The sequence below is a fragment of the Ruegeria sp. HKCCD7221 genome (genome assembly GCF_013031225.1).
Lineage (GTDB): Bacteria > Pseudomonadota > Alphaproteobacteria > Rhodobacterales > Rhodobacteraceae > Ruegeria.
In genome coordinates this window covers 148557-172089 of the sequence record NZ_WPZE01000005.1, presented here as the reverse complement: position 1 = coordinate 172089, position 23533 = coordinate 148557, and the positions used below count along the sequence as shown (strand labels likewise).

Annotated in this window: 19 protein-coding genes and 1 pseudogene; 4 read left to right on the top strand and 16 right to left on the bottom strand. The window is 57.1% G+C overall.

The features are described 5' to 3' along the window. Positions 1-45: 45 nt before the first annotated feature. The 7 genes from GOX73_RS14075 to GOX73_RS14045 are packed head-to-tail and all read right to left on the bottom strand — an operon-like array spanning position 46 to position 8792. A complete protein-coding gene (locus tag GOX73_RS14075) occupies positions 46-789 on the bottom strand; it encodes an amino acid ABC transporter ATP-binding protein (protein ID WP_171123365.1) in 744 nt (247 codons plus the stop codon). A gap of 13 nt (positions 790-802) precedes the next feature. Continuing rightward, positions 803-1147, bottom strand: coding sequence for a RidA family protein (locus tag GOX73_RS14070; RefSeq protein ID WP_171123367.1), 345 nt, complete (start codon positions 1145-1147; stop codon positions 803-805). After that, positions 1144-3045 carry a propionyl-CoA synthetase gene (locus GOX73_RS14065; protein ID WP_171123369.1) on the bottom strand — a complete coding sequence of 634 codons (1902 nt, stop codon included), beginning with the start codon at positions 3043-3045 and terminating at the stop codon, positions 1144-1146. The genes GOX73_RS14070 and GOX73_RS14065 overlap by 4 nt, the downstream gene beginning before the upstream one ends. Beyond that, the gene (locus tag GOX73_RS14060) at positions 3042-3788 is read right to left on the bottom strand and encodes an SDR family NAD(P)-dependent oxidoreductase (RefSeq protein ID WP_171123371.1); all 747 of its coding nucleotides are present in this window, start codon (positions 3786-3788) and stop codon (positions 3042-3044) included. Before GOX73_RS14060 ends, GOX73_RS14065 begins: the two co-directional genes overlap by 4 nt. Before the next feature lie 6 nt (positions 3789-3794). Beyond that, positions 3795-5441, bottom strand: coding sequence for a hydantoinase B/oxoprolinase family protein (locus tag GOX73_RS14055; protein WP_171123373.1), 1647 nt, complete (start codon positions 5439-5441; stop codon positions 3795-3797). 3 nt (positions 5442-5444) lie between these two features. Then, positions 5445-7511 carry a hydantoinase/oxoprolinase family protein gene (locus tag GOX73_RS14050; protein ID WP_171123376.1) on the bottom strand — a complete coding sequence of 689 codons (2067 nt, stop codon included), beginning with the start codon at positions 7509-7511 and terminating at the stop codon, positions 5445-5447. A 6-nt stretch (positions 7512-7517) separates the two neighbouring features. After that, positions 7518-8792: an FAD-binding oxidoreductase gene (locus tag GOX73_RS14045; protein WP_171123378.1), complete on the bottom strand. Its 1275-nt coding sequence runs from the start codon at positions 8790-8792 to the stop codon at positions 7518-7520. A 130-nt stretch (positions 8793-8922) separates the two neighbouring features. Between GOX73_RS14045 and GOX73_RS14040 the strand changes: the two genes are divergently transcribed. Next, positions 8923-9342, top strand: a complete 420-nt coding sequence (locus GOX73_RS14040; protein WP_171123380.1) for a rhodanese-like domain-containing protein — start codon at positions 8923-8925, stop codon at positions 9340-9342. On the opposite strand, the gene GOX73_RS14035 is transcribed toward GOX73_RS14040, so the two are convergent. Both GOX73_RS14035 and GOX73_RS14030 read right to left on the bottom strand, forming a co-directional pair. Beyond that, entirely contained in the window at positions 9339-10106 is a 768-nt protein-coding gene (locus GOX73_RS14035) for an IclR family transcriptional regulator (RefSeq protein ID WP_171123382.1), read from the bottom strand. The genes GOX73_RS14040 and GOX73_RS14035 overlap by 4 nt on opposite strands. Before the next feature lie 17 nt (positions 10107-10123). Beyond that, positions 10124-12436 (bottom strand): molybdopterin-dependent oxidoreductase, encoded by a 2313-nt coding sequence (locus tag GOX73_RS14030; protein WP_371808608.1) that lies wholly within the window; start codon positions 12434-12436, stop codon positions 10124-10126. A gap of 64 nt (positions 12437-12500) precedes the next feature. On the opposite strand from GOX73_RS14030, the gene metC reads away from it, so the two are divergent. Genes metC through GOX73_RS14015 form a run of 3 tightly spaced genes read left to right on the top strand, consistent with a single transcriptional unit; the run spans position 12501 to position 15247 of the window. Then, entirely contained in the window at positions 12501-13703 is a 1203-nt protein-coding gene (metC, locus tag GOX73_RS14025; protein WP_171123384.1) for a cystathionine beta-lyase, read from the top strand. 9 nt (positions 13704-13712) lie between these two features. After that, the gene (locus tag GOX73_RS14020) at positions 13713-14348 is read left to right on the top strand and encodes a VOC family protein (RefSeq protein WP_171123386.1); all 636 of its coding nucleotides are present in this window, start codon (positions 13713-13715) and stop codon (positions 14346-14348) included. 14 nt (positions 14349-14362) lie between these two features. Continuing rightward, the gene (locus GOX73_RS14015; protein WP_171123388.1) at positions 14363-15247 is read left to right on the top strand and encodes an MBL fold metallo-hydrolase; all 885 of its coding nucleotides are present in this window, start codon (positions 14363-14365) and stop codon (positions 15245-15247) included. Between the two features lie 99 nt (positions 15248-15346). Here the strand turns inward: GOX73_RS14015 and GOX73_RS14010 are convergent, their stop codons facing one another. The 7 genes and pseudogenes from GOX73_RS14010 to GOX73_RS13980 form a co-directional block, all read right to left on the bottom strand. Continuing rightward, positions 15347-16414: an amino acid ABC transporter permease gene (locus GOX73_RS14010; protein ID WP_171123391.1), complete on the bottom strand. Its 1068-nt coding sequence runs from the start codon at positions 16412-16414 to the stop codon at positions 15347-15349. Between the two features lies 1 nt (position 16415). Continuing rightward, entirely contained in the window at positions 16416-17549 is a 1134-nt protein-coding gene (locus GOX73_RS14005; RefSeq protein ID WP_171123393.1) for an ABC transporter permease subunit, read from the bottom strand. A gap of 73 nt (positions 17550-17622) precedes the next feature. Further along, a complete protein-coding gene (locus GOX73_RS14000) occupies positions 17623-18657 on the bottom strand; it encodes an amino acid ABC transporter substrate-binding protein (protein ID WP_171123395.1) in 1035 nt (344 codons plus the stop codon). Positions 18658-18849: 192 nt separating this feature from the next. Continuing rightward, positions 18850-19017: pseudogene (locus GOX73_RS13995) on the bottom strand (ATP-binding cassette domain-containing protein); the annotation flags it as partial. 91 nt (positions 19018-19108) lie between these two features. Further along, positions 19109-19810: a response regulator transcription factor gene (locus tag GOX73_RS13990; protein WP_171123397.1), complete on the bottom strand. Its 702-nt coding sequence runs from the start codon at positions 19808-19810 to the stop codon at positions 19109-19111. Then, positions 19810-21675, bottom strand: a complete 1866-nt coding sequence (locus GOX73_RS13985; RefSeq protein ID WP_371808635.1) for a PAS-domain containing protein — start codon at positions 21673-21675, stop codon at positions 19810-19812. The genes GOX73_RS13990 and GOX73_RS13985 overlap by 1 nt, the downstream gene beginning before the upstream one ends. A 111-nt stretch (positions 21676-21786) precedes the next feature. After that, entirely contained in the window at positions 21787-23319 is a 1533-nt protein-coding gene (locus tag GOX73_RS13980; protein WP_171123401.1) for a sulfatase-like hydrolase/transferase, read from the bottom strand. Positions 23320-23533 lie beyond the last annotated feature (214 nt).

Sequence of the window (23533 nt, the reverse complement as noted above, 5' to 3'; positions counted from 1 at the left end):
TTAGCATTCTCATGTGTGCTCAGCGAAACCTTAGATCAGCCTATTTTAGTGAACCAGAACCTGCTCCAAAAAGTTCTTCGTCCGTTCGCTCTTCGGATTATTGAAAAAACTCTCGGGATCGTCTTCTTCGATAATCTCACCCGCGTCCATGAAGATCACCCGATCTGCCACTTTGCGTGCGAACCCCATTTCGTGCGTGACGCAAATCATGGTCATCCCTTCCTGAGCCAGTGTCACCATGACGTCCAGAACCTCACCGATCATTTCAGGGTCTAGGGCAGAAGTAGGCTCGTCAAACAACAGGATATCTGGCTTCATGCATAGCGCCCGCGCGATAGCCACGCGCTGTTGCTGGCCGCCGGACAACTGACCGGGATACTTCGGGGCCTGATTGGCGATCTGGACCTTTTCCAGATACATCATCGCGGTCTCTTCAGCCTCGGACTGCGAGATTTTGCGCGCAAGCATCGGAGCCAAGGTACAGTTCTCAAGTATCGTCATATGCGGGAACAGATTGAAGTGCTGAAACACCATGCCGACATCCTGCCGCAGCTTGTCGATATTTGGATCTTCCGCGCTGATTGCGTGGCCGTTAATCTCGATCAGACCGGACTGATGTTCTTCAAGCTGGTTGATCGTGCGGATCATGGTTGATTTGCCCGATCCAGACGGCCCGCAGACTACAATTTTTTCGCCCTTGCTTACGGTCAGGTTTACATTTTTGAGGGCGTGGAAAGACCCGTAGTATTTTTCCACTTTGCTTAGTCTGACGGCTGGTGTTTCGGACATGGCAATCTCCCCTTCAGGTTTTTATTGCGGCTGTAACGATGATCTCGACTTTCAGTACATCCCGCGCCAGACGGGCCTCGCCACAGGCGCGGGCGGGCGCATGGCCCTCGGGCACCCAGGCATCCCAGACGGCGTTCATTTCAGCAAAATCCGCCATATCGCGCAGCCAAACGGTGGCCTGCAGGATTTGTTCGCGGTCCGAGCCCGCCTCGGCCAGCAGGGCATCAACGCGCGACAGACAGTCCTGCGTTTGTTCGGTGACGTTGTCACCCGAACCAACCTGACCGCACAGATAGGCCACGCCATTGTGCTTGACTATCTTCGACATCCGCGCGCCGGTGTGGATACGTTCAATCATTTCAATAGCCCCCGGCCTTTCAGCGCATCGGAAATCTCATCTAGAATGGCCGGATCGTCGATGGCGGCCGGCATCTTGAATTCAACATTGTCGGCAATCTTCTGCATCGTCCCGCGCAAAACCTTGCCAGAGCGCGTTTTCGGCAACCGTTTTACCGGAATGGCGATTTTGAAGGCAGCGACGGCCCCGATCTGTTCCCGCATCAGCGCGACCAGCTCTTTTTCAAGCTCACCCGAATCCCGATCAGCGCCGTCATTAGTCACATAGAACCCCAGCGGCATCTGACCTTTCAAAGCGTCCGCCGCACCAACCACAGCACATTCGGCGATATCGGGATGTGCACCGATCACCTCTTCCATCGCGCCGGTCGACAGGCGGTGCCCGGCCACGTTGATGATGTCATCCGTGCGGGCCATGATGAAGACATAGCCGTCCTCATCAATGATTCCGGCATCCGATGTGGCGTAGTAACCGGGGAATTCGTTCATATACGAGGTCAGGAACCGGTCCGGCGCATTCCACAGCGTCGGAAAGCCCGAGGGCGGCAGCGGCAGTTTACACACGATGTTGCCCAAGGTGCCGGGCGGGACCTCATGGCCTTCATCATCCAACACCTGAATGTCGTAGCCAGGCATTGGCTTGCCGGGTGAGCCATACTTGACTGGGAATTGTCCCAACCCCATAGGGTTGCCCGACATGGCCCAACCGGTTTCAGTCTGCCACCAATGGTCGATCACCGGGCGCTGCAGTTTTTCCTCAGCCCATTGGATCGTTGCCGGGTCCGAGCGTTCGCCGGCAAGAAACAGCGTACGGAACTTGGACAGGTCATACTGTTCGATCAGCTGGCCCTTGGGGTCCTCTTTTTTGATCGCGCGGAATGCGGTTGGCGCGGTGAACAGCGCGGCAACCTCATGGTTTTGAATAACCCGCCAGAACGCACCCGCGTCGGGCGTGACTACCGGCTTACCCTCGTAGACCACAGTGGCGCAGCCATGCAGCAGCGGCCCGTAGCAGATATACGAATGCCCGACGACCCAGCCCACATCGGAAGCGGCCCAGAACACCTCGCCGGGATTGATCCCGTAATGGTGCTCCATCGTCCATTTCAGCGCCACCATGTGCCCGCCATTGTCGCGTACGACGCCTTTGGGCTGGCCGGTGGTTCCCGAGGTGTAGAGGATGTAGAGCGGATCGGTCGCGGTGACCGGCACACATTCCGTGGTGTCCCCTGCGACCTTTGCGGCGCCGACCAGTTCGGCATAGTCCAGATCGCGGCCCGGCATCAGTTCCGCCAGTTTCACGTCGCGTTGCAGGATCAGGCAATGCTCGGGCTTGGTGGTGGCTTCCTCGATGGCTGCGTCCAGCAGCGGTTTGTAGTGCACGACCCGACCCGGCTCGATCCCGCAGGAGGCCGAGATAATCATCTTGGGCGCGGCATCATTGATGCGGGTGGCCAGCTCGTGCGGCGCAAAGCCGCCAAACACGACCGAATGGATCGCCCCCAAACGAGCGCAGGCCAACATCGCAAACACTGCTTGCGGCACCATCGGCATATAGATGACAACGCGATCGCCTTTACCGACGCCATGCGCTCGCATGACCGAGGCCAATGCGCCTACTTCAGCCTGCAGTTCACCAAAGCTGAATGTCTGAACTGTATCGGTGACCGGGCTGTCATAGACCAGCGCCTTGCGGTCACCGTGGCCGGCTTCCACATGGCGGTCGACGCAGTTCCAGCAGGTGTTGCAGGTGGCTCCGGCGAACCAGCGCCCATAGACGCCCATATCCGGATCAAAGACTTTCTCGGCCGGCGTAAACCAGTCGATCTGTTCGGCAGCCTGTCCCCAGAATGCCTCGGGATCGGCTTGCCAGCTGGCATATGCGTCTGCGTAGCTCATGACATCACATAATTCAGGCCGAGGCGGCCACCATCGACATAGATCGTTTCACCGGTGACATAGCTGGCCTTTTTCGAGCACAGGAACGCCACCACATCGCCAATCTCGCGCGCGGTGCCTGCTCGGCCCATTGGCGTGCGAGACATCGCCATCTTATAGGCTTCGGGGTTGGCATTCACGCCCGCCATCATCTCGGTATCAATCGAGCCGGGGCCGACCGCATTAACACGGATGTTTTTCGGAGCCAGCGCCAGCGCAGCAACCTTAGTCAGCTGCATGACCCCGCCTTTCGAGGCACAATAAGCCGGGATCGCCGGGATGGCGACCTGTGCGTTGATCGACGACATGTTCACGATTGCGCCTTCGATGCCCTTCTCGACCATCGTATTCGCAACCCGCTGCATCGCCACAAATACGCCACGCAGGTTGATATCCATCACTCGGTCATAGGCAGCCAGGTCATAATCCAGGAAATTTCCTGGCTTCGCGATACCCGCATTGTTCACCAGCGCCGAGACCGGGCCGTGTTCACCCTCAATCGTGTCGAACATCGCGCTGATGGCGTCCACATCGCCCATATCGCAAACCATTCCAATGCCGCCCACGGTCGCGGCGGCGTCGTAAACGTTGTCCTTAATGTCAACCAGAATGACCTTGTAGCCATCCTCACTCAGCGCCTCGGCGCAGGCCAGCCCAATGCCCTGCGCGGCACCGGTTACAACTGCAATAGGAGTGTCAGCCATCTGCGTTTACCCTTCAAATCCGTAATCTTGCTTTGCCTGTTCGGCAGTGATGAACCCGGCGGCCACATCACCTGCCACCGCGTCACGATCCCTCTGTTCCGGCGCGCCGTAACCGCCGCCACCCGGCAGGCTGAGCTTCAGCCGCTGGCCGTTCTTGACCAGTTGCCGACCTTTAGAGCGCAGCTTTGTCCCATCAGCCAATTCGACCGCACCTGCACCGCCGGCCAGCCCACCGTTGCGCCCGCGCGCGGGATTTTCCACACGATCGAACATAGCGTTGAAGTAGAAATCATAGCCCTCGCGCGGTTCGATCTCGATGGTTTGGCCCAAACCACCGCGCAGAGCCCCTGCCCCACCTGAACCTTCGCGCAAATCCTTGCGCCAGACGGTGATCGGCCCCACATGCTCGGTCGCCTCAACACTCATGGTCGACACACCCGAGGGGAAGGCGGTGGCGCTCAGCCCGTCAAAACCGGGGCGCGCGCCGGTGCCTCCCGAATTGAACATCAGAACCTCGCGGTTCGGCAAACCGCTTTCGGGGTCGGATGCGCGGGCGGAAATCTGAATGTTCCACAGCGCACTTGCGCCTTCAGCCGGAACGGTGTCCGGCATCGCTTTATGCAGCGCGCCTAGCACCACATCCGGCACCAGATGGCCCATGACGTGACGCACCGAAACCGGCGCGGGGCGTTTGGCCGCCAGAATGCAGCCTTCCGGCGCGTTGATGTGGAATGGTTCAAGCGAGCCTGTATTGTTTGGCACCTCGGGCGCAATTGCGCATTTTAGCGCGTAGCAGGCATAGGCGCGGGTATAGACCTCGGGGCAATTCACGCCGAACCGGCTCATACCCGATGTGCCCGCGAAATCCGCCAGCAGCTGATCGCAATCGACGCTGAGGGTTACTTCCATATGCACCGGCACGTCATAGCCATCAACCTGCATTGTCTCGTGATAGGTGCCCGAGGGCACCTTGGCGATCGCTTCCAGCGTCGCCTTGCGGCTGGTTTCAATGACGAAATCCGATAGGGACTGCAGGTCGTCAATGCCGAACTCATCCATCATCGCTTGCAGACGGCGGTCCCCCGCCTCGTTACAAGCCGCCAGCGAGTACATGTCACCTACGGTCTGATCCGGGGTCCGCACGTTCGCGCGGATCATCTCGATCAACAGGGGCTGCACCTGACCGCGTTCGGCAAACTTGGTGATCGGGATCAGCAGACCCTCTTCGAACACCTCATTGCCATCTGGGCAAAAGCCGCGCCCGCCTATGTCGACCACATGCGCGGTGCAGGCGAAGTAGCCGATATGAGCCCCTTTGCGGAACACAGGCGTGACCACGGTGATGTCGTGCAGGTGCCCGGTGCCCAGCCATGGGTCGTTGGTGATGAACACGTCACCGTCAAAGGTGTTCCTCGGCCCGATCCGAGCGGCAAAATGCGTGACACTTTCGACCATAGCGTTCACGTGGCCCGGCGTTCCGGTCACTGCCTGCGCGATCATCCGACCCTCGCGGTCGAACAGCCCCGCCGACAGGTCGCCCGCCTCGCGGACCGAGGTTGAAAAGGCCGTGCGGATCAGCGTTGTGGCCTGTTCTTCGACAACTGCGATCAGGCGGTTCCACATGATCTGATGGTCAATATCCGACGCGCTCATGGGTTAAATCTCCTTCGCCAGCAGCAACAAACTTCCGTCACCCTGCCCCACCGCGCGATAGCCCGAGGTGACAACGGTTGAGGTTTCAGATTCAACTATGATCGCAGGGCCATCGACGGATTTGCCCGGTGTCATGCTGGATCGTTCGACCTCGTGCGCTTCAACGGTTTTGCGCAAGGCGGCGTCAAAGAACTCCCGCGTTCGCGCAATATCCGCGTCCGAGCCGCTGGTGTGGCCGACAACAGGTTCGGCATCCGGCAAAACCGTTGAGACGGTCAGCAGCCAGTTGGTGATCTCAACCGCCAACCCGTCAATGATCCGACCAAAGAGCGTACGGTAGGCGTCTTCGAACGCCTTAAGGATCAGCGAAACATCACTGTCTTCAAATTGCTTGTGCGGCAGCACCACGGGAATTTCCCATCCCTGACCGGAATAACGCATTTGAGCGGTCAGACGGATTTCGGTCTCTGCACCCTTGGCACCTTCGTCGACGAAGGCGCGCGCCTCAGCTTCCATCTCGATCAACGCAGCGTTCACCGCGCCAGCGTGGAAATCGTCCAGACGCTGGAACAGCCCGCGTGTCGCCTCAAAACTGAACGGCGCTTTCAGGAACCCGATGGCCGAACCCACGCCCGCGCCCGGAGGGATTATAAGCGCCTTGATCCCCAGCTTTTCACATTGGCGGCAGGCATGTAGCGGCGCACCTCCGCCAAAGGCGATCATGGTAAAATGTTCGATGTCGCGCCCGTTCTCAACCGTGTGAACCCGCGCGGCATTGGCCATGTTTTCGTCCACGAGTTCGGTGATCCCAAAGGCGGCATCCCCGGCAGAGAGGTTCAGTTTGACAGCAGCTTTTTCGGATTCCGCTGTGTGCAGCGGGATCGCACCGCCAGCGAAATTGTCCGGGTCCAGACGGCCTAGCAGCAGGTTCGCATCCGTCACCGTCGGCTCAGTCCCGCCACGCCCGTAACAGGCCGGTCCGGGTTCCGACGCCGCCGAGCGCGGCCCGACCTGCAGTCGGCCCATGCTGTCAACAGACGCAATCGAGCCGCCCCCTGCCCCGATCTCAACCATCTCGACAACAGGGGTCGACACGGTCATGCCCGAGCCTTTCTTAAACCGATAGGTCCGAGCGACTTCGAACGTGTTGGCAGTCTTAGGGGTACCGTCTTCGATCAGGCAAATCTTGGCGGTGGTCCCGCCCATATCAAAGCTGAGCACCTTATCCAGACCATGTGCGCGCGCAAAATCAGCGGCAAAGATCGCTCCGCCAGCCGGGCCGGATTCCAGCAGGCGCACAGGTTGTTCCGCAGCGGTTTCGACAGAGATCAGACCGCCTCCGGAATGCAGCATAAACACAGGGGCAGTCACGCCTGTGTCAAACAGGCGCGCCACCAGACGGCCCAGATAGTCAGCGACCTGCGGCTGCACGTAGGCGTTCGCGATCACGGTGTTAAACCGAGGCAGTTCCCGCATCTGAGGTGAGATCAACGAGGACAGTGAAATCGACAGGTCGGGCATCGCGTTACGCAGCGCCTCACCCATAGCGACCTCATGCGCGTCATTGGCATAGGCGTGCATCAGACCGATAGCGACCGCTTCGAACCCACCCGCTTTGATCGTATCGACCATGGCGTTGACTTCGGACAGGTCCAGCGCCAGCAGAACTTCTCCGTCCGGGCCCATGCGTTCGTTCAGGGTAAACCGGTCCTGACGCGGCACCAGCGGTTTGGGCAGGTTCAGGTTCAGGTCATATTGCTCAAACCGGTTCTCCGAGCGCATTTCGATTACGTCTCGGAACCCTTCGGTGGTGATGAAGGCGGTCTTGGCACCGCGTCGTTCGATCAACGAATTGGTCACAAGAGTGGTGCCGTGGATGACCTGCCCAATGTTTCCCAGCGCGAGATCGGCCTGATCTGCCGCTTTCACGATCCCGTCCAGAATAGCCTGTTCCGGCTGGCTGTAGTTGGTCAGGACTTTGCAGGTGGACAGACCGCCGGGATGCTGCAGCGCCACATCCGTAAAGGTTCCACCAATGTCGACGCCGACGCGAATATCAATCTTGCTCATGGGACTCTAAAGACTTTTGAGGATTTGGTTGGCCGTGAACGCCGTCTGGTACAGACGGGACATGATCGGGGCCGACGGGACAGTTGAAAGCTCGGTCATGGGCAGCGGCAGCTCCGCCGGGTCCATGCCCGAGATCAGATTGGCCATGCACTCGCCAAAGATCGTGCCGGTGGTGATGCCGCGACCGTTATAGCCGATGGGGGTCAGCAGGTTCGGGGCCAGTTGATAGATGCGCGGCAAGTGGTCCGGGGTCATAGCGATCTGGCCATGCCAGGCCTCTTCGAATTCGACCAGACCCAGTTCGGGATACAGGCGGGCAAGGTTCTTTTTGGCCCAGCGATGCGACAAGCCACGACCGACCGATCCGACAACCGTTCCCATGGACCCGATCACAAGGCGATCATAGGCATCGCGCCGAATGCTGAACATGATCTGACCCGTGTCCCAGATGCCCTGACGACCGGGAAGAATATGCGACATGTCCGCTTTCAGCGGCTTCGTCGCCAACTGAAAGTAGTGGATCATGGTGAAGACGCGGTTCAGGTCCGGCCACAGAGTGTCGCTATACGCATTTGTGCCCAGTACGACGTATTTCGCGCGGACCGTCCCCTTGTCGGTTTCGACCACCCACATCTCGCCATCCCGGCGCAGTTTGGTGGCGCGGACACCGGTACTGATTTCGGCACCTGCACCCTTTGCAGCGCGCGCTAGACCCCGGCAATAGCCCATCGGATTGATGGTACCTGCGCGGTGGTCCAGCAGACCACCGTAGAACGCGCTGGTTCCGGTTTTTTCGACCATTTCTTCGGCAGACAGCAAATCAACCGGCTCGCCCAGACGTTCCCACTCGGCGTGGCGCGCTTTCAGGTCCTCGAATCCGGACGGGGCGTGGGCGGCGTGAATGGTTCCTGTCTTGGTGACCTCACAGCGGATCTGATGCTTTTCGATCAGGTCGAATACCTGCGCGGGACCTTCGCCGAAACGCTTTACAAAGCGCGGCCCGTAGGTATCACCCAGTTTCTTGCGAACGGCCGCAGGCGGGTGCCAGACACCGGCATTGACCAAGCCAACATTGCGGCCCGAACCACCAAAGCCGATATGCTTGGCCTCAAGCACGTGTGCGCTCAACCCCTGTTCTGCACAATGAAGCGCCGTCGAAAGACCGGTGAATCCACCGCCGATGATCGCGACATCCGTTTCAGCGTCACCGGTCATCGGGTTGCGAAGATCCGGTTCCTCCGCGGACATATCCCAAAGAGAAATTGGGCTGTCTGTTCTCATGCGCGGGCACCCTCTTTTCTGAACTACGAATACGCCATGCAATCGGGCGATTCCTGTTTACCTACGTTGCAATGAACTTAACTTTGTGTCAATATATGAAAAAAGTGTTTTAAATAACGGAACAAATGATATGACCCAACTTAAGAAAACAGCCGCCCAGATGGTTCAGGAATCACGTGATCGCATCGAAGAGATCGAAACAGCGGACCTGATCGCAATGGTCGGCGACCCCAATGTGGTGATCGTTGATATCCGTGATGTGCGTGAGCGTCAGCGTACCGGGTACATCCCCGGCAGCTTCCACGCCCCGCGCGGCATGATCGAGTTTTGGGTCGATCCCGCAAGCCCTTATCACAAAGACATTTTTGCGCAGGAAGACAAAAAATATGTCTTCCATTGTGCCTCGGGCTGGCGCTCGGCCATTACTGTCGCAACCTTGCAAGACATGGGCTTTGAAGCTGCGCACCTTAAGGAAGGCTTCGGCACCTGGGAAAAATCCGGTGGGCCAGTCGAGAAAAAAGACTTAGACTGCGCAGGAGCTAAGCCTTAAAGTTGGCGAAGCTTCTGCGTTACACCTTCTGCAGCGTGATGAACCAACATACCTAGCCGTTCTTCTCCGCCTTCGCTTAGATTGATATCAGGTAGCGAAATACCAAGAGCGGCAACGGCCTCTCCATCAGGCAAAAGGATTGGCGCGCCGAAGCTTAAAATGCGATCACGGAATTCTCCGCGGTCAAAAGCATAACCCCGCTTACGCGTTTCGTCGACATCTGCGCTTACTTCGTCCAAACTTGTCAGTGTTTTGTCAGTATATCGCGCCAATTGACCATCTAACTTATCACGCAGTTGCTCAAAGTTGCTAGATAAAATAGCCTTTCCAGTACCCACACAGTGGATGGGGGCGCTGCCTCCAACTGGGTTCCAGGACCGGATCGGCTTCAGGCTTTCAACTTTATCTATATAAATGACGTTCAAGCCTTCTGGAACGGCCAAGTAAATAGCTTCACCCGTCTCCTGGCTTAGGTATGCCATCTCAGGCGCAGCGACGGCCCGCAAGTTCAGATTTTCGACTGAACTGCGTCCAACCTGCCAAGTCTTCAAGGTTGCGGCATATGTCTTGTCGTCTAAGTGCTTCACATACCCGAGCGTCATAAGTGTCTGCAAAAGCCGAAACGTATTTGATTTCGTCAGCTCCAGATCCCGCGACAACTCGGTAACACCTTTGCTACCTTGGGACGCCGCCAGATTTTCGAGAATGGCCAGTCCCTTCGACAGAGTGGAATCCACTTTGGGTGCTTTTGGTGTTTCGCTCAATGCTCTTTCCTTCCACGCTACCTGTTCTGTATAGCAGAACGCGAAACAGCTTCAAATACAGGTTGCTCATGAACAGTCAGTTCGGGAACGTCCCCTTCGAAGCGCCGCATGTCCACCATCGTTGAATGCGATGCCGGACTTTGTGTCAGACTCGACGTCCGCAAATCATGGGTCAAAGTGTTTGGGTTACCGTGTCGGTCTCGCTGCTGTGGAGCGTTGTAGTCAGGATCATACCAGGCTCCAGTCCACAAAAAGACGCAACCCTTCATAATATCGGGCGTAACACGGGCCCCAGCCAAACAACGGCCCCGGCCATTGAATAATTCAACGACATCGCCATCCGAGATGCCCCGGTCAGCCGCGTCATCAGGATGGATCAAAACCGGTTCCCGCCCCTGCACCTTTAGGCTGAGGCTATATTCGCCATTGTCTAGCTGCGAATGCAGCCGGGTGCCCGGCTGGCCCGAAAGCAGATACAGACTATGTGTGGCCGCTACGGTGTCACGCGGCTCCAACCACGTCGGATGTCCGTGGCAATCGCCCAACTGAAAGCCCGAAATGCGGTCAGAGTATATTTCTATGCGGCCACTGGGCGTCGGCAATGGGTTCGCATCCGGGTCCTGTCTAAAATCGGCCAAAAAAACTTGCGCCGGTGAGGGATCGCGCACTTCCACCACATCGCCTTGGATAAAAGCTTCCCAAGCCGGTAAGTGCTCTCCGCTTCTAAGTGCTGCCTCTTGTGTCTGTGCCCAGATTCGGCGCAACCAACCGTCCTGGCCCAACCCTTCGGTGAACTGATCCGCGTTACCCAGGCGCCGAGAGAGTTCGGTATAAATGTCAAACTCGATCCGGGCGTCCCCGCGCGGTTTCGTACTGGCGGGCATGGGCACCAGAGCGTTGTCCGATTTACCGCCACCGATATCCGTGCGCTCCTGTGGTGCGGCCACCGGCAGAACAATATCCGCGTGTCGCGCAGTAGCGGTCCAGTTCAGTTCATTCACAATTATAGTTTCAGGTCTTTGAAACGCGTCGTGAAGTCGCCGCAGGTCCTGATGGTGGTGGAACGGATTCCCTCCGGCCCACCAAATCATTCTGATATCAGGGAAGACGCGGTCTTCACCATTGTATTTGTATGCACCACCCGGGTTCAGAAGCATTTCTGAAATCATCGCCACTGGGATGAAATCCGAAACCGAATTCTTGCCTTGCGGCAATCCTCCCCAGCGGAACGGCCGCTCGATATTGCCGATATTGGCATTGACACCGTAGCCGACGATGTAACCGCCCCCCGGAAGCCCAATCTGCCCGAGCATCGCGGCCAAGGTAACCGTCATCCACAAAGGCTGTTCACCGTAGTCTGCGCGCTGGAGCGCTGCGGCACAGGCAACCATTGTACGACCCGCGGCCATTTCCCGCGCCAAAGAGGAAATGCGCTCGGCGGAAATGCCCGAGATAGACGCCGCCCAACCGGCGGATTTTTTGATCCCATCATCCTCGCCCCGCAGATAGGCGGCAAACTTGTCGAAACCGACCGTATAGCGGTCAAGGAAACCCCGGTCATGCAGGCCTTCGGTCAGCAACGTATGCGCCAGCCCCATCATTACGGCCGTGTCTGTGCCGGGTTTGGGCGGCAGCCACTCAGCCCCGATCTCGTCCGCAGCATCTCTTTTTAACGGGCTGAAGTTCACGAATTTCACGCCCTTCGCGGCACAGGCTTTCAGGTTATCCATCATCCTGTGCCGCGCCACACCGCCATCGCTGACCTGCGTATTGCGCGTCGCCATACCACCGAACATCACCACCAAATCGGAATGCTCGGCGACCACGGGCCATCGGGTTGCCTGCGCAACATGCGTCCGAAAAGGCCCGACAATATGAGGCATCAGAACCAAGGCAGCGTTGTAGCTGTAATTGCCTTCCGAGCGGACAAATCCCCCCTGGGTGTTCAGAAAGCGCTTGAGCTGGCTTTGCGCATGATGGAAGCGCCCTGCGCTGGACCACCCGTACGAACCGCCAAAGATCGCTTCGTTGCCGTAAGACTCCCGAACGCGGGTCAGTTCCGAGGCTATCAGGTCCAGCGCGTCGTCCCAGCTGACTTCGACAAAGCTGTCGCGCCCGCGCGTGCCTTCACCCTCCAGCCAGCCACGACGGACCGCCGGGCGCAGCACGCGTGCGCGCCCGTTCAGGCTTGAAGCAATATTGCGGTTGATGTCTGAAGGATTCGGGTCGTTCGGATGCGGGTGAACCGCTATGAGTTTACCGCCTTTGGTTTCGGAAATACCAGTCCCCCAATGATTTCCTGTCAAGGTCCGGGAAGTGTCTGCGTTCACGTCTTTGTTCCGGTATGAAAAACTCTCTTTCCATATATTGACACAAAAATACGAGGCTGTCATCATGCTGATCAACATAGAGGGCACAAAAGTGCAGGACACTCCATTCAACGTATCCGACTGCCTTGTGCAGGACGGACGCCCCGATCGTGTTGAGGGGCGCCACGTAAATATGCCGATCGAACTCGGCTCGACAATGGTGTTTGACACGTTGTCCGAGTTTGAAGCGGCCCGCGACGCGCGCTACGGAAGCGGAACCCTATACTACGGGCGCTACGGCAATGCAGCCACTCACAAACTGGAACAAGCGCTCGCACGGCTGGAGGAGGCTGGGGCTGTTACCCTGACCTCCTCCGGTGTGGCGGCTATCACCACGACGCTCATGGCGTTGGCCCGCCCCGGCACGCATGTGCTGGTGGCCGACAACGTGTATGGCAACACCCGTGTCTTTTGTGACGGACTGTTGACCCAGCAAGGGGTTGAGATTGAGTATTTCGATCCAATGATCGGCAGCGCAATCAGCGATCTGATCCGCACGGAAACTGCGGCGATCATGTTTGAAAGCCCCGGATCGGGAACCTTCGAGATGCCCGATATCCGGGCCATCGCAGCCGCGGCAAAATCGGCAAATGTACCGACGGTACTGGACAATACCTGGGGAACACCCGTTTTCAGCCAGCCACTGTCGTGGGGTGTCGATATCGTTGTCTATTCAGGCAGCAAATACATCTCGGGCCATTCCGATTGCATGCTTGGGATCACTGCAAGTAACGCGGCCTACGGCAAGATTGTCCGCAAGGCAGTTATGCAGATCGGCGACAAAACCGGCGGTCAAGAAATATTGCTGGCCCTACGCGGCCTCAGAACCCTAAAGTTGCGGATGGATCATTTCAACGCCGCCGGTCTTGAGATGGCCAAGTGGTTTGCTGAACAGCCACAAGTGAAAACCGTTTTGCACCCGGCGCTGCCTTCTTGCCCCGGTCACGAGAACTGGGCGCGGGACTTTACCGGTGCGGCCGGTCTGTTTGGTGTGGTGTTCCACACGACAAGCGAAAGCGCGGTGCGCAAGTTTGTCGAGGCGCTGCACCATTTCGGCATCGGCGTAAGCTGGGGTGGGTTCGAAAGCCTTGTCTTGCCCGTCACACCAGTTCGCACCGCGACCAAATGGTCGGAACCCGGCCAGCTCGTCCGCTTCAATATCGGGTTGGAGGATCTTGAAAGTTTGAAATCGGATCTCGCCAACGCCCTTCCCCTGCTTGACCAATAAGGAATCAGGATGCTCAACAAGATCGACCATTTTGCCATCGGTGCCGATACATTGGCGCAGGGCGTGTCCGCGATGAAAGACGCATTGGGTGTCGAAGTCCCGCAAGGGTCCAAACACGACGCGATGAGCACGCATAACTGCGTCATGCAGGCGGGTAACGAGAGCTTTTTCGAACTGATTGCAATCGACCCCGAGGCAGCGGATCCGGGCCGCGTCCGCTGGTTCACTCTGGACGACCCAGCCACTCAGGCCCGCCTGAAAGAGCGCCCGCGCGCCCTGTGCTGGGTGGTCAATACCGACGATCTGGACGCCGTCATCGCCGCAAGCCCGGTTGATCTGGGCGAAGTAGTTCATTTCCAGCGCGGCGACCGCACTTGGCGCCTGACGGTCCCAAAAGACGGACATCTGCCGGAAAACGGTCTGCTACCGGCATTCATCGAATGGTCCCCCGGCCCGCACCCGTCAACGGGTCAGCAGAACCTGAGCGTGACGCTCTCGAAGGTGCAGGTACAAACGCCTAATGCCGCACGTCTGAAGGACATGTTTGAGAAACTTCAAATCTCGCATCTGGCAGAGATTTCCAAGGGCCCCACTGCGCTATCCTTTTTTCTGGAAAGCCCAAATGGAACGGTAACGCTCGACTAAGAAAGAGGTGCCTTATGGCGATCCCATCGGTCAATCTGAGGCAAAAACCGGTTGTTACTGGTTTCTTTGACCCGGGGTCTAACACGATCACATATGTCGTGCGCGACCCCGGTTCGACAGCCTGCGCCATTGTCGATCCGGTGATGGAATTCGACCTTGCAGCGGGCCGCCTGACCTTTGAAAGCGCTGATCAGGTCATCGCCTATATTCGCGAGAACGATCTGACCCTTGAATGGATCATTGAAACCCATGTCCATGCCGACCACCTGTCAGCCGCGCCTTACCTGCAGCAGGAGCTGGGCGGCAAGATCGGCATAGGCGAGCATGTGCAAACCGTTCAGGACACCTTTGGCAAGATCTTCAACGAAGGGACAAAGTTCCAGCGCGACGGCTCGCAGTTTGACGCGCTTTTTGCGGATGGCGAAGCGTATCAGCTGGGCGGCATGTCCTGCTTTGCGTTGCACACACCGGGTCACACACCGGCCTGTATGGTCCATGTGATCGGTGACGCCGTTTTTGTCGGCGACACATTGTTCATGCCGGACGGAGGATCAGCCCGCGCCGACTTCCCAGGCGGCGATGCCGGGCAGCTTTATGACTCGATCCAGCGGGTTCTTTCGCTGCCTGACGAGATGCGGCTTTTCATCTGCCACGATTACGGCCCCGGAGGGCGCGCGATTTCATGGGAAACCACCATTGGCGAGCAAAAGGCCAAGAACATCCATGTTGGCGGCGGCAAATCGCGGGAAGAATTCATCAAGTTCCGCACGGAGCGCGACGCGCAGCTGGCCGTCCCAAAACTCATCCTGCCTTCGCTTCAGGTGAACATGCGCGCCGGTGAGGTGCCCGAGGACGGTGAGGGGAACATGATGCTCAAGACCCCCATCAACAAGCTTTAACTCCCAAACCACCACTCACATAAAAAACAAACCGCCCATCTGATTCTAGATGGGCGGTTGCTTTTGCAGGAACGGATTTCAAAGGGGAGGTTGGGGAGATTACCGCTCTGCAACTTTCATGCGCCGCTTGAGGTATTCGCCGTACTGGCCAAGGCCAAACAGGAAGACCCAGTAGATCGCGGCGACAAAGGCCAGCACCTCGATGTAATATGGCGCCCATTCACCGGTCCCGAAGGCCGCATTGGCGGAGGCGAGCACATCAAAGAACCCGATGATGATCACGATCGCGGTTTCCTTGAAGGTCACAACTACGTTGTTGACTGTGGCAGGCAGCGCGTGACGGAACACCTGCGGCAGCACAATGCGCCCCAGAATCTGCCAATAGGTCAGACCCAGCGCCTTTCCCGCTTCGAACTGCCCCTTGGTGATGGCCTGAAAACCACCACGCAGCACTTCGGCCTGATAGCAAGCGAAGAACAAGCCAAAAGCAATGATCACGCGCCAGATCTTATCCCCTTCCAGCCAGCTTGGCAGCAAGATTGGGATCACCACTGCGGCTGTGAAGAGAGTCGTTAGCAACGGTAGGGAGCGGATCGTGTCGATCACCAATGAGGCAAAGCCGCGCACGACGGGCATCTCGGACCGGCGCATCAGCGCCAGACCCAGTCCCATCGGCATGCCGATCAAAACAACGCTGGAGAACAGGAACAGCGTCAGCGCCAAACCGCCCCACTGGTCAGTGGTAACCTGCGGCAGACCCAACAGGCTGCCCTCCATCAACAGGAAGTAGGTGGCGAAGCCCACGATCCAGATGGTCGACAGGCGCTTGGCCGACCAGGTCCAAGGGAAACACGAAATGATAACCGTGCCGATAATCGCCAGACAGGCTAAGGCCGACCGCCAGTGTTCGTCATACGGGTAAAGACCAAACAGGATCAGCCGGTGCCGGGCATCGATGACCGACCAGCACGCCCCGCCATGGCCGCATTCCGCGACATTATCCGCGCTCCACACCGCGTGGAAAACACCCCAGCTGAGCGCTTGCCAGACCAGCCATGCGAGGCCTGCAAAGACAACAACCGTGATGATCGAATCCGTCGGTGTGGCGAACGAACGGCGACGGAATTTCTCCCAGTCGAATTTCTTGTTAAGTACCGCGTCAGCCATATCAATGCGCCTTCAGTTTGAGGCTTTCGTTCAGCCAGTTGATGAACTGAGCAATCGAGAAATTGACTAGTAGGAAAGCGCCCATGAGGATGGCGATCAGTTCCAGCGTCTGCCCGGACTGCGTGATCGAAGTAGAGACGATGTAGAACAGATCAGAGAACCCGATGGCAACACCGATGGTTGTGGCTTTCATGATGAAAATCCACTGGTTGCCAAGCGGCGGAATAATCGTCCGCAGCGCCATGGGCATCTTGATCCGCGCCCAGATCGCACGCGGGGTCAGCCCCAACGCCTCACCGGCCTCGATCAGGCCTTTGGGCACTTCGGCAAGGCCACCGCGCACAACCTCGGCGATATAGGCCGAGCCATACAGCGTGATGGCGATAATCATGACCAGCAGCTCGGGTGAGATCGTCAAACCGCCCTCAAACCGCAGACCCTTCAGCGCAGGCCAGGAAATCGCGCCCTCACCCGCCGGAACCGTCAGCCCGGTTGCGACCAGGACCATCAAAAAGGTCAGACCGATCAGCGCTAACACGATCTTGGCAAAGCTGATCTTCATCCGTGACAGGAAGAATGCTGCAGCGATCAGAACCAATACCATGATAAAGGCAACGGTAAGCGACACATTGAGCAGCGGAACCATCAGCCCGCGATTGGACAGAAAAATCGCTTCGCCAAGGTTCATCGCCTGCCGAGGCCCCGGTAAGTGAATCACAACGGCGTACCAGAAGATACCTTGCAGGATCAGCGGAATGTTCCGGAAAGTCTGGATATAGACCGTCGCAGCGGTTTTCAGTGCCGGGTTCCGCGCATCGCGGAATGTCCCGATAAGAAACCCAAAGACCGTGGATAGCACAATTGTCAGAAAGCCCAGGAAAACAGTGTTCAGGAACCCTATAGTCAGGGTCCGGGCGTAGCTGTCGTTGATATCCCGGTCTATCAATGAGAAAGAATAGGACCAGCCGGTTGACCGTTCAAGGAACCCAAAGCCGCTGGCAAGACCCAGCGCATTCAGATTGACCTTGGCACTTTGGATGGCGCTGATGACGACAAGCGCAGAAAATACGATCAGCGCACTTTGAATGATCAATTTGCGCCTGTTGGCGCGCGCCTTCAGTTCGGATGCGTCCATGGCTCTTTATCTTCTGATTTTAGGGGAGGATGCGGGGCCGCAACATCGTGCGGCCCCGAGGCTAAGTCAGTGCTTAGTCAAGCTGCGGGGCGTACAGAACGCCACCGTGGCTCCAGAGGTTGTTCAGACCTCGCTCCAGTTTGTACGGGCTGTTGTCACCAAGGTTGCGATGGTAAATCTCACCATAGTTGCCTACGGCTGCGATCATCTCTTTGGCCCATGTGTCACGAATGCCCAGACGCTCACCCATGCCCGGCTCTGCACCCAACAGGCGCGCGATTTTCGGGTTGGGCGGGTTGGTTGCCATTTCCTCAACATTTTCTGAGGTGATGCCTTCTTCTTCGGCAATCAGCAGAGCGGCCAGCATCCAATTGGTGAAGTCGACAAAGTCTTCATCCCCCTGACGCATCGCGGCCGAGATCGGCTCATTCGACAGTTGATCGTTTAGGATCACATGTGCGTCGGGGTTTTCGATCTCGGTAGCACGCAGAACCGCCAGGAATGGACCCCAGGCGACAAAACTGTCACAGCGGTTGGCCAGATAAGCCGCACGCAGTTCCGATGCTTTTTCATAGCTGACCATTGTGTGTTCAACGCCAAGGCTTTGCAGGTAGTTAGCTGCAATACGCTCGATCGTGGTGCCAGCTTCAACACAAATTGTGCCGCCTTCCAGATCTTTAGCTTCTGTGATCCCAAGATTGCCGTGCGCCATGAACTGCGCGCCGCCAAAGAAGTAGGGGATCGAGAATTGAAGACCCAGCTCAGTGTCACGGCCCATGGTCCAGCCAGTGGCTTTAATGATGACATCCACATCACCCGATTGCAGTGCGGGGAAACGCTGCGCCCAGCTTAGCGGGACGATCTTTGCCTTTTCCGGGTCGCCCAGCAGCGCTGTCGTCATCGCGCGGCAAAGATCGATATCCAGGCCTTTCCACTCGTTTTTGTCATTCACTTCGACAAAACCGAAATAGGAACCGTTGTGGCCCGAGCACAACAAGGTGCCGCGGTCCTGGATTGCTTTGATGGTGGGGCTTTCTGCCATCGCCAGGCTTGGGAATGTGAGCCCTGCGGCAACGGCCAATCCTGCCGCTAAACCTTTGACTTGCATTTTCGTAACTCCGCTGTTGTTCTATATTTCGGCACATATGTGTCGGTATAGAGAATGTACAACTTGTCGCAGCGAGTCAATAGTTTCGAGTGTAAGACTCATCTTTTGTCAGTACAGCTATGGTTAGACTGCTCAGAATTCAGGCGCTTGGTAGGTCTTCTTTTGATGGATCGAAGATTTCTTGATAGTCACCAGCACTTCTTTGACAGTCTCCGGGTCCAACGCGGCGGTCACTTCATCGAACAACATGACATCCGGGTTCATTGCCAATGATCTTGCAATCGCAAACCTTTGTTGCTGACCTCCTGACAACTCTTCAGGATAGCTGCTTTCCTTGCCTTCAAGCCGCACTTTTTTCAGGGGGCTGGGTCAAAACCAGGCCGATTTTGCGGTGACATACGCAGCAAGACGATTGGTCTTTCTGCGAGTTTCAAGACCATCGCCCGCCGCGCTACAGCCAGTCCACATCCCCAAGGAATATGTAGCCGGCACCATAGATTGTCTTGATCAGGCGAGGGTTTTTTGGGTCTTCACCCAACTTTGTACGCAAACGGGAAATTCTGACATCCATGGCCCTGTCAAAACTTTCACCCGCCGCTCCGCCTAACGCTTCTTGCATTTGGGCGCGGCTTATCAGCCTTTTTGGGCTTTCCAGAAACAGCCGTAGAACCTCACCCTCGGCGTGGCTGAACGGGGTTTCTTGCCCAGTTTTGTTCTCAAGGATGTAACGGTCGAAATACGCCGTCCATCCGTTAAACCGTGCTGCGTCCGACTGTGTGGCCTGGGATCGTGGCGACCGCAGCCTTGCCCGGACGCGTGCAACGACTTCTGCCGGATCAAAGGGCTTAGTGATATAGTCATCCGCGCCAAGCTCCAGCCCTGTTACTCGATCCTGCACTTGCGCCCGGCCGGAAATGATAATCACCGCCGCACCCTGTTCCAGCGCAAGCCTGTGAACCAACGCAAGGCCATCGGTATCGGGCAAGGACAAATCCACAAGACAGACATCCGGCGTGACACGTTTCAGCGACGCCTCAAATTCGCGGGCCCGTGAAAAACTCTGAGTCTTGAACCCCGCATCTTCGAGCGCTTCAGTTAAAATCCGGCGGATCTCGGGTTCGTCATCGACGATTGTAACCAAAGGTTGAGTCATCACGCAGCCTCCGAGCGGATCAGGGCGGACAATTGAGCCCTCGTAAAGGGTTTACGCAGAACCGGCGCAAGCGTCAGCGCCTTTCGATGCAAGGGGTCGGAGTAAGGTAAGGACGTCATCAGGATACATGGCAACTTGGCCTTTAACCGATCCAGCAAATCCAACCCGGTGCCTTCACCTTCAAGACGAATATCAGAAAGCACCAGCACGATATCCTCGATATCTGACGCAAGCGCCAGGGCTTCATCCACCGATGTCGCCTCGATCACCGAAAAACCAAGATCAACCAGCATGTCACGGAACTGACTGCGCAGGTCGTCACTGTCTTCGACCAAAAGAACCATACCTTCCTGAACAGGTGGCGCCGGTCGATAGGGCAATCGCAAAACAACCGAAGCCCCCGACGGAGTATTGCGCAAGATCAGATCACCACCGGCCAGTTTCACCGTGTCATACACCATCGGCAAACCCAGACCTGACCCTTCGCTGCCCTTGGTGGTAAAAAACGGGTTCAATGCTTTCTTCAAGGCATCGGCAGAGAACCCCGGACCAGTGTCCGACACTGTGACTTCGACCCAAATCGAACCCACTGTATGGGCGCTGATCGTAATCTGACCCGTTTCGCCACACGCATCTCTCGCATTGAGAACAAGATTCAGTAGCGCATCCTGCAGCATTCCGGGATCCAGCATCAAAGCTTCGTCCGGAAGAGTGTTTACCACCGACAAACCGACCCCTCGCGGCAAAGAGGGTGACGCCAGAATGCGCAGGTCTTCTAGTAAACCACGCATATCGGTCGCCTTTGGCTGAGGTGTCCGGCTACCCGTCATATCGGCGATACGGTTGAGCAGTTGCCCACCCCGCCGGGCAGTCTGTTGTGTCGCTGCCACCAATTCGCGCGCAGGTTCCGGCAGATCCATCTTGTCCAACCGGGATTGCATTCCAAGGATGATCGTCAACAGGTTGGAAAAGTCATGCGCCAGCCCGCTTGTCATTTGTGCGGCCATGGCCCGTCTGCGTGTCTGCTGCAGAGCAACCCGCGCCTGTGTCTCTTCAGTAATGTCGACTGACATGACATAGACGCCGCCCACACTGTCTGGCGTAAAGGACACGCGGATACGTCTGGATCCCTGATCTTCGGTGAATTCAAAAACCGAGGTTTCACCCTCATAGGCTTTTTTAAGGTGCGGCTGGACACGCGCGTAAGAGGCCGCGCCCAATGCCCGTTCGATATGCATTCCCAAAATCTCGGATGGGCGTCCGGGCATGACGGAATTAAGCCGTCGGTTGGAATAATCGTACCGCCCCTCGGCATCCAAATGCGCGATATGAGCTGGCATCATCTCGGTCGTCATGCGCGTGCGGGCTTCGATCTCGGTCAACTGACGCTTGGCCTCTTCCAAAGCTGCGTTTGTCGCCGCCAGTTTTCGATTGGTTGCGGACAGCTCTTCAGCGCGGTCCAGAAGCTGACTGGACAGCTCAACCGATCGGGCACGCAGCAATGCCTCAGCCTGTTTAGTATTGGTTATGTCTGTATAAACGGCCACCCAGCCGCCATTTGGCAATGGGGCGCCTTCAACGGAAATAACCTGACCATTAGAACGTACCCGCTCCAGGTAATGTGGCTCGAATGTCAGTGCCTGAGCGACGCGCGTTTCGACAATTTCCACGACACTGGCGTCATCTCCATACTCGCCGTTTTCAGCAAGGTATTGGATTGTATCGCGAAACAGCGAACCGGGTTCGACAAGGTGATCAGGCAGGTTAAACATGGCCTGGAACGGGCGATTGCTGACAACCAGCCGTAACTGATTGTCATAAATAGACAAACCCTGCCCAATAAGGTTAAGGCCCGCGGTTGTCATAGTCTTGATTTGTTCTTCAGTAATGTTCAAATCCGCCCTCCGCACCCCTCATGCGTAACACCGGAATTATCGCAGGTGTAGGGGGGTTCGGCGTGACAGGTTGGGTGAACTTCAAAACCGGTCTTTCGACATAGGCCCATCTGGCGTGATCGAGTGAAGGGACAAAGTATGGTCCATATTTCGCATCCGATGGCGCAACATAAGGCGCGTCAGGCGTGCAAGTTCAGTCCCGTATTCTGGCTTTTCAGCGACGTTCTCCATCTCTCCCTGAGCAGCGTGATCAAACAGCATGGGCGCCACGTCCGCGGCGAATTCAACCAGTGTAAACCGGGTGTCGCGCAGTATTCCAAGGCATGAGTCGCTGTGGCCGGTTCCCAGTTCTCTCTGCCAGATGGTTGGTCTTTCTGGTTGGGAAAAATCCAATTCGCTGAACGTATAGCTGCGCCAATCATCCGGGACCTGCCCGTGCAGGACCGGCATAAGGGATCGCCCGTCCATCGAGTTTGGGATCGTTTGTCCAACCCACTCCAGAATGGTTGGGGTGATATCTATGGACTCGGTTGGTTCTGATACAACCGCGCCTGCCCGAGCCTGATTTCCAGGTAAGCGGATCATCAGAGGCGTGTGGTAGGCCGCATCATAGACAGTCATTTTGCCCCAACTATGTCGGTCCCCCAGCATCTCACCGTGATCGGCGGTGATGACTACCAAAGTGTCGTCGTACTGGCCGCTGTCCTTGAGAAACCGGAGAACACGACCCACGTGATGATCCACCTCGGTAGCCAGCCCCAGGTACACGGCTCTTAGCGTCTGGATGTTCTCGGGTGTCGGGTCGACCTGGTCGAAACCCAAAACAAAATCGGCAGGTGTCTGTTTGGCCATCGTCGGCCCAAAGAAAGGATGCAAAGCCCGCTCGCTGTCTGCGTCGGCAAAGCCAACAGGCCGGGGCAAAGCCGTCGGATCATACATGTTGTTATAAGGCGCGGGGGCCACCAGCGGCGGATGTGGTCGGATATAGGTCAAGTGTGCGAACCAACACTCACCTACGCGCGACGCCATGCTGTTCAGGAATACGTCTGTCAGGAACGCGGTATCACTGTCTTGGGCCTCGTACATGGCTGGGTCATTAAGGCGGGCTTTGCTTGCGTCTGGGGCTACGGGTTTATGGACGTCCCAGTAATCGTCGAATTCATAACCCTTTTGCAAAAGATGGGATCGCCAAGGGTAAGATTCCTCCAACCGCATTTCGACAACTTCTTCGAACCCGGACATCGGGTTTTCATAGGATCGCAAGATCGGGTCATTGGGGTCGTGAACCCTTGGGTCTGCCGTAGTGTCGGTATAGCCGAACAGCAACGGCACGTACCCAGCCTTTCTCACCTCGGTGGCAATGTTTGGTGTGTCATGCCGCAAAGGCGTTCCATTGCGCACTGAACGATGGTTCATCGCGTATTGGCCTGTCAAAATCGACGCTCTGGACGGTCCGCACGGATTCGTCACGGAATAATGGCGGTCAAATGTAACGGCATCCGTCATGAACTCCCGCAGATTCGGCAAGTCGACATGCGCGGCCAACGCTCCGTTCAGACAATCGGCCCGCAATTGATCTATGATGATGAACAGGGCATTTCCCGCGCGCCGCATTCCATTCTCCATGATTCCGTAGACGTGGGTCCGGGCAAACTCTGTCTTGGTTCGCGGTCGCGAGCAACAAGATTGTCGCGCGGAAATCCAAACGCCCCTTGCCCGGCCCTAAGCAAGTTCATGGCCCTGACAAACAAGGCCAAAGGAACCGACGCGAACGCGCTGTTGTTAAGCCACATTCCCCGGTTGGCCTGCAAAAATGCATTGCAGCGCA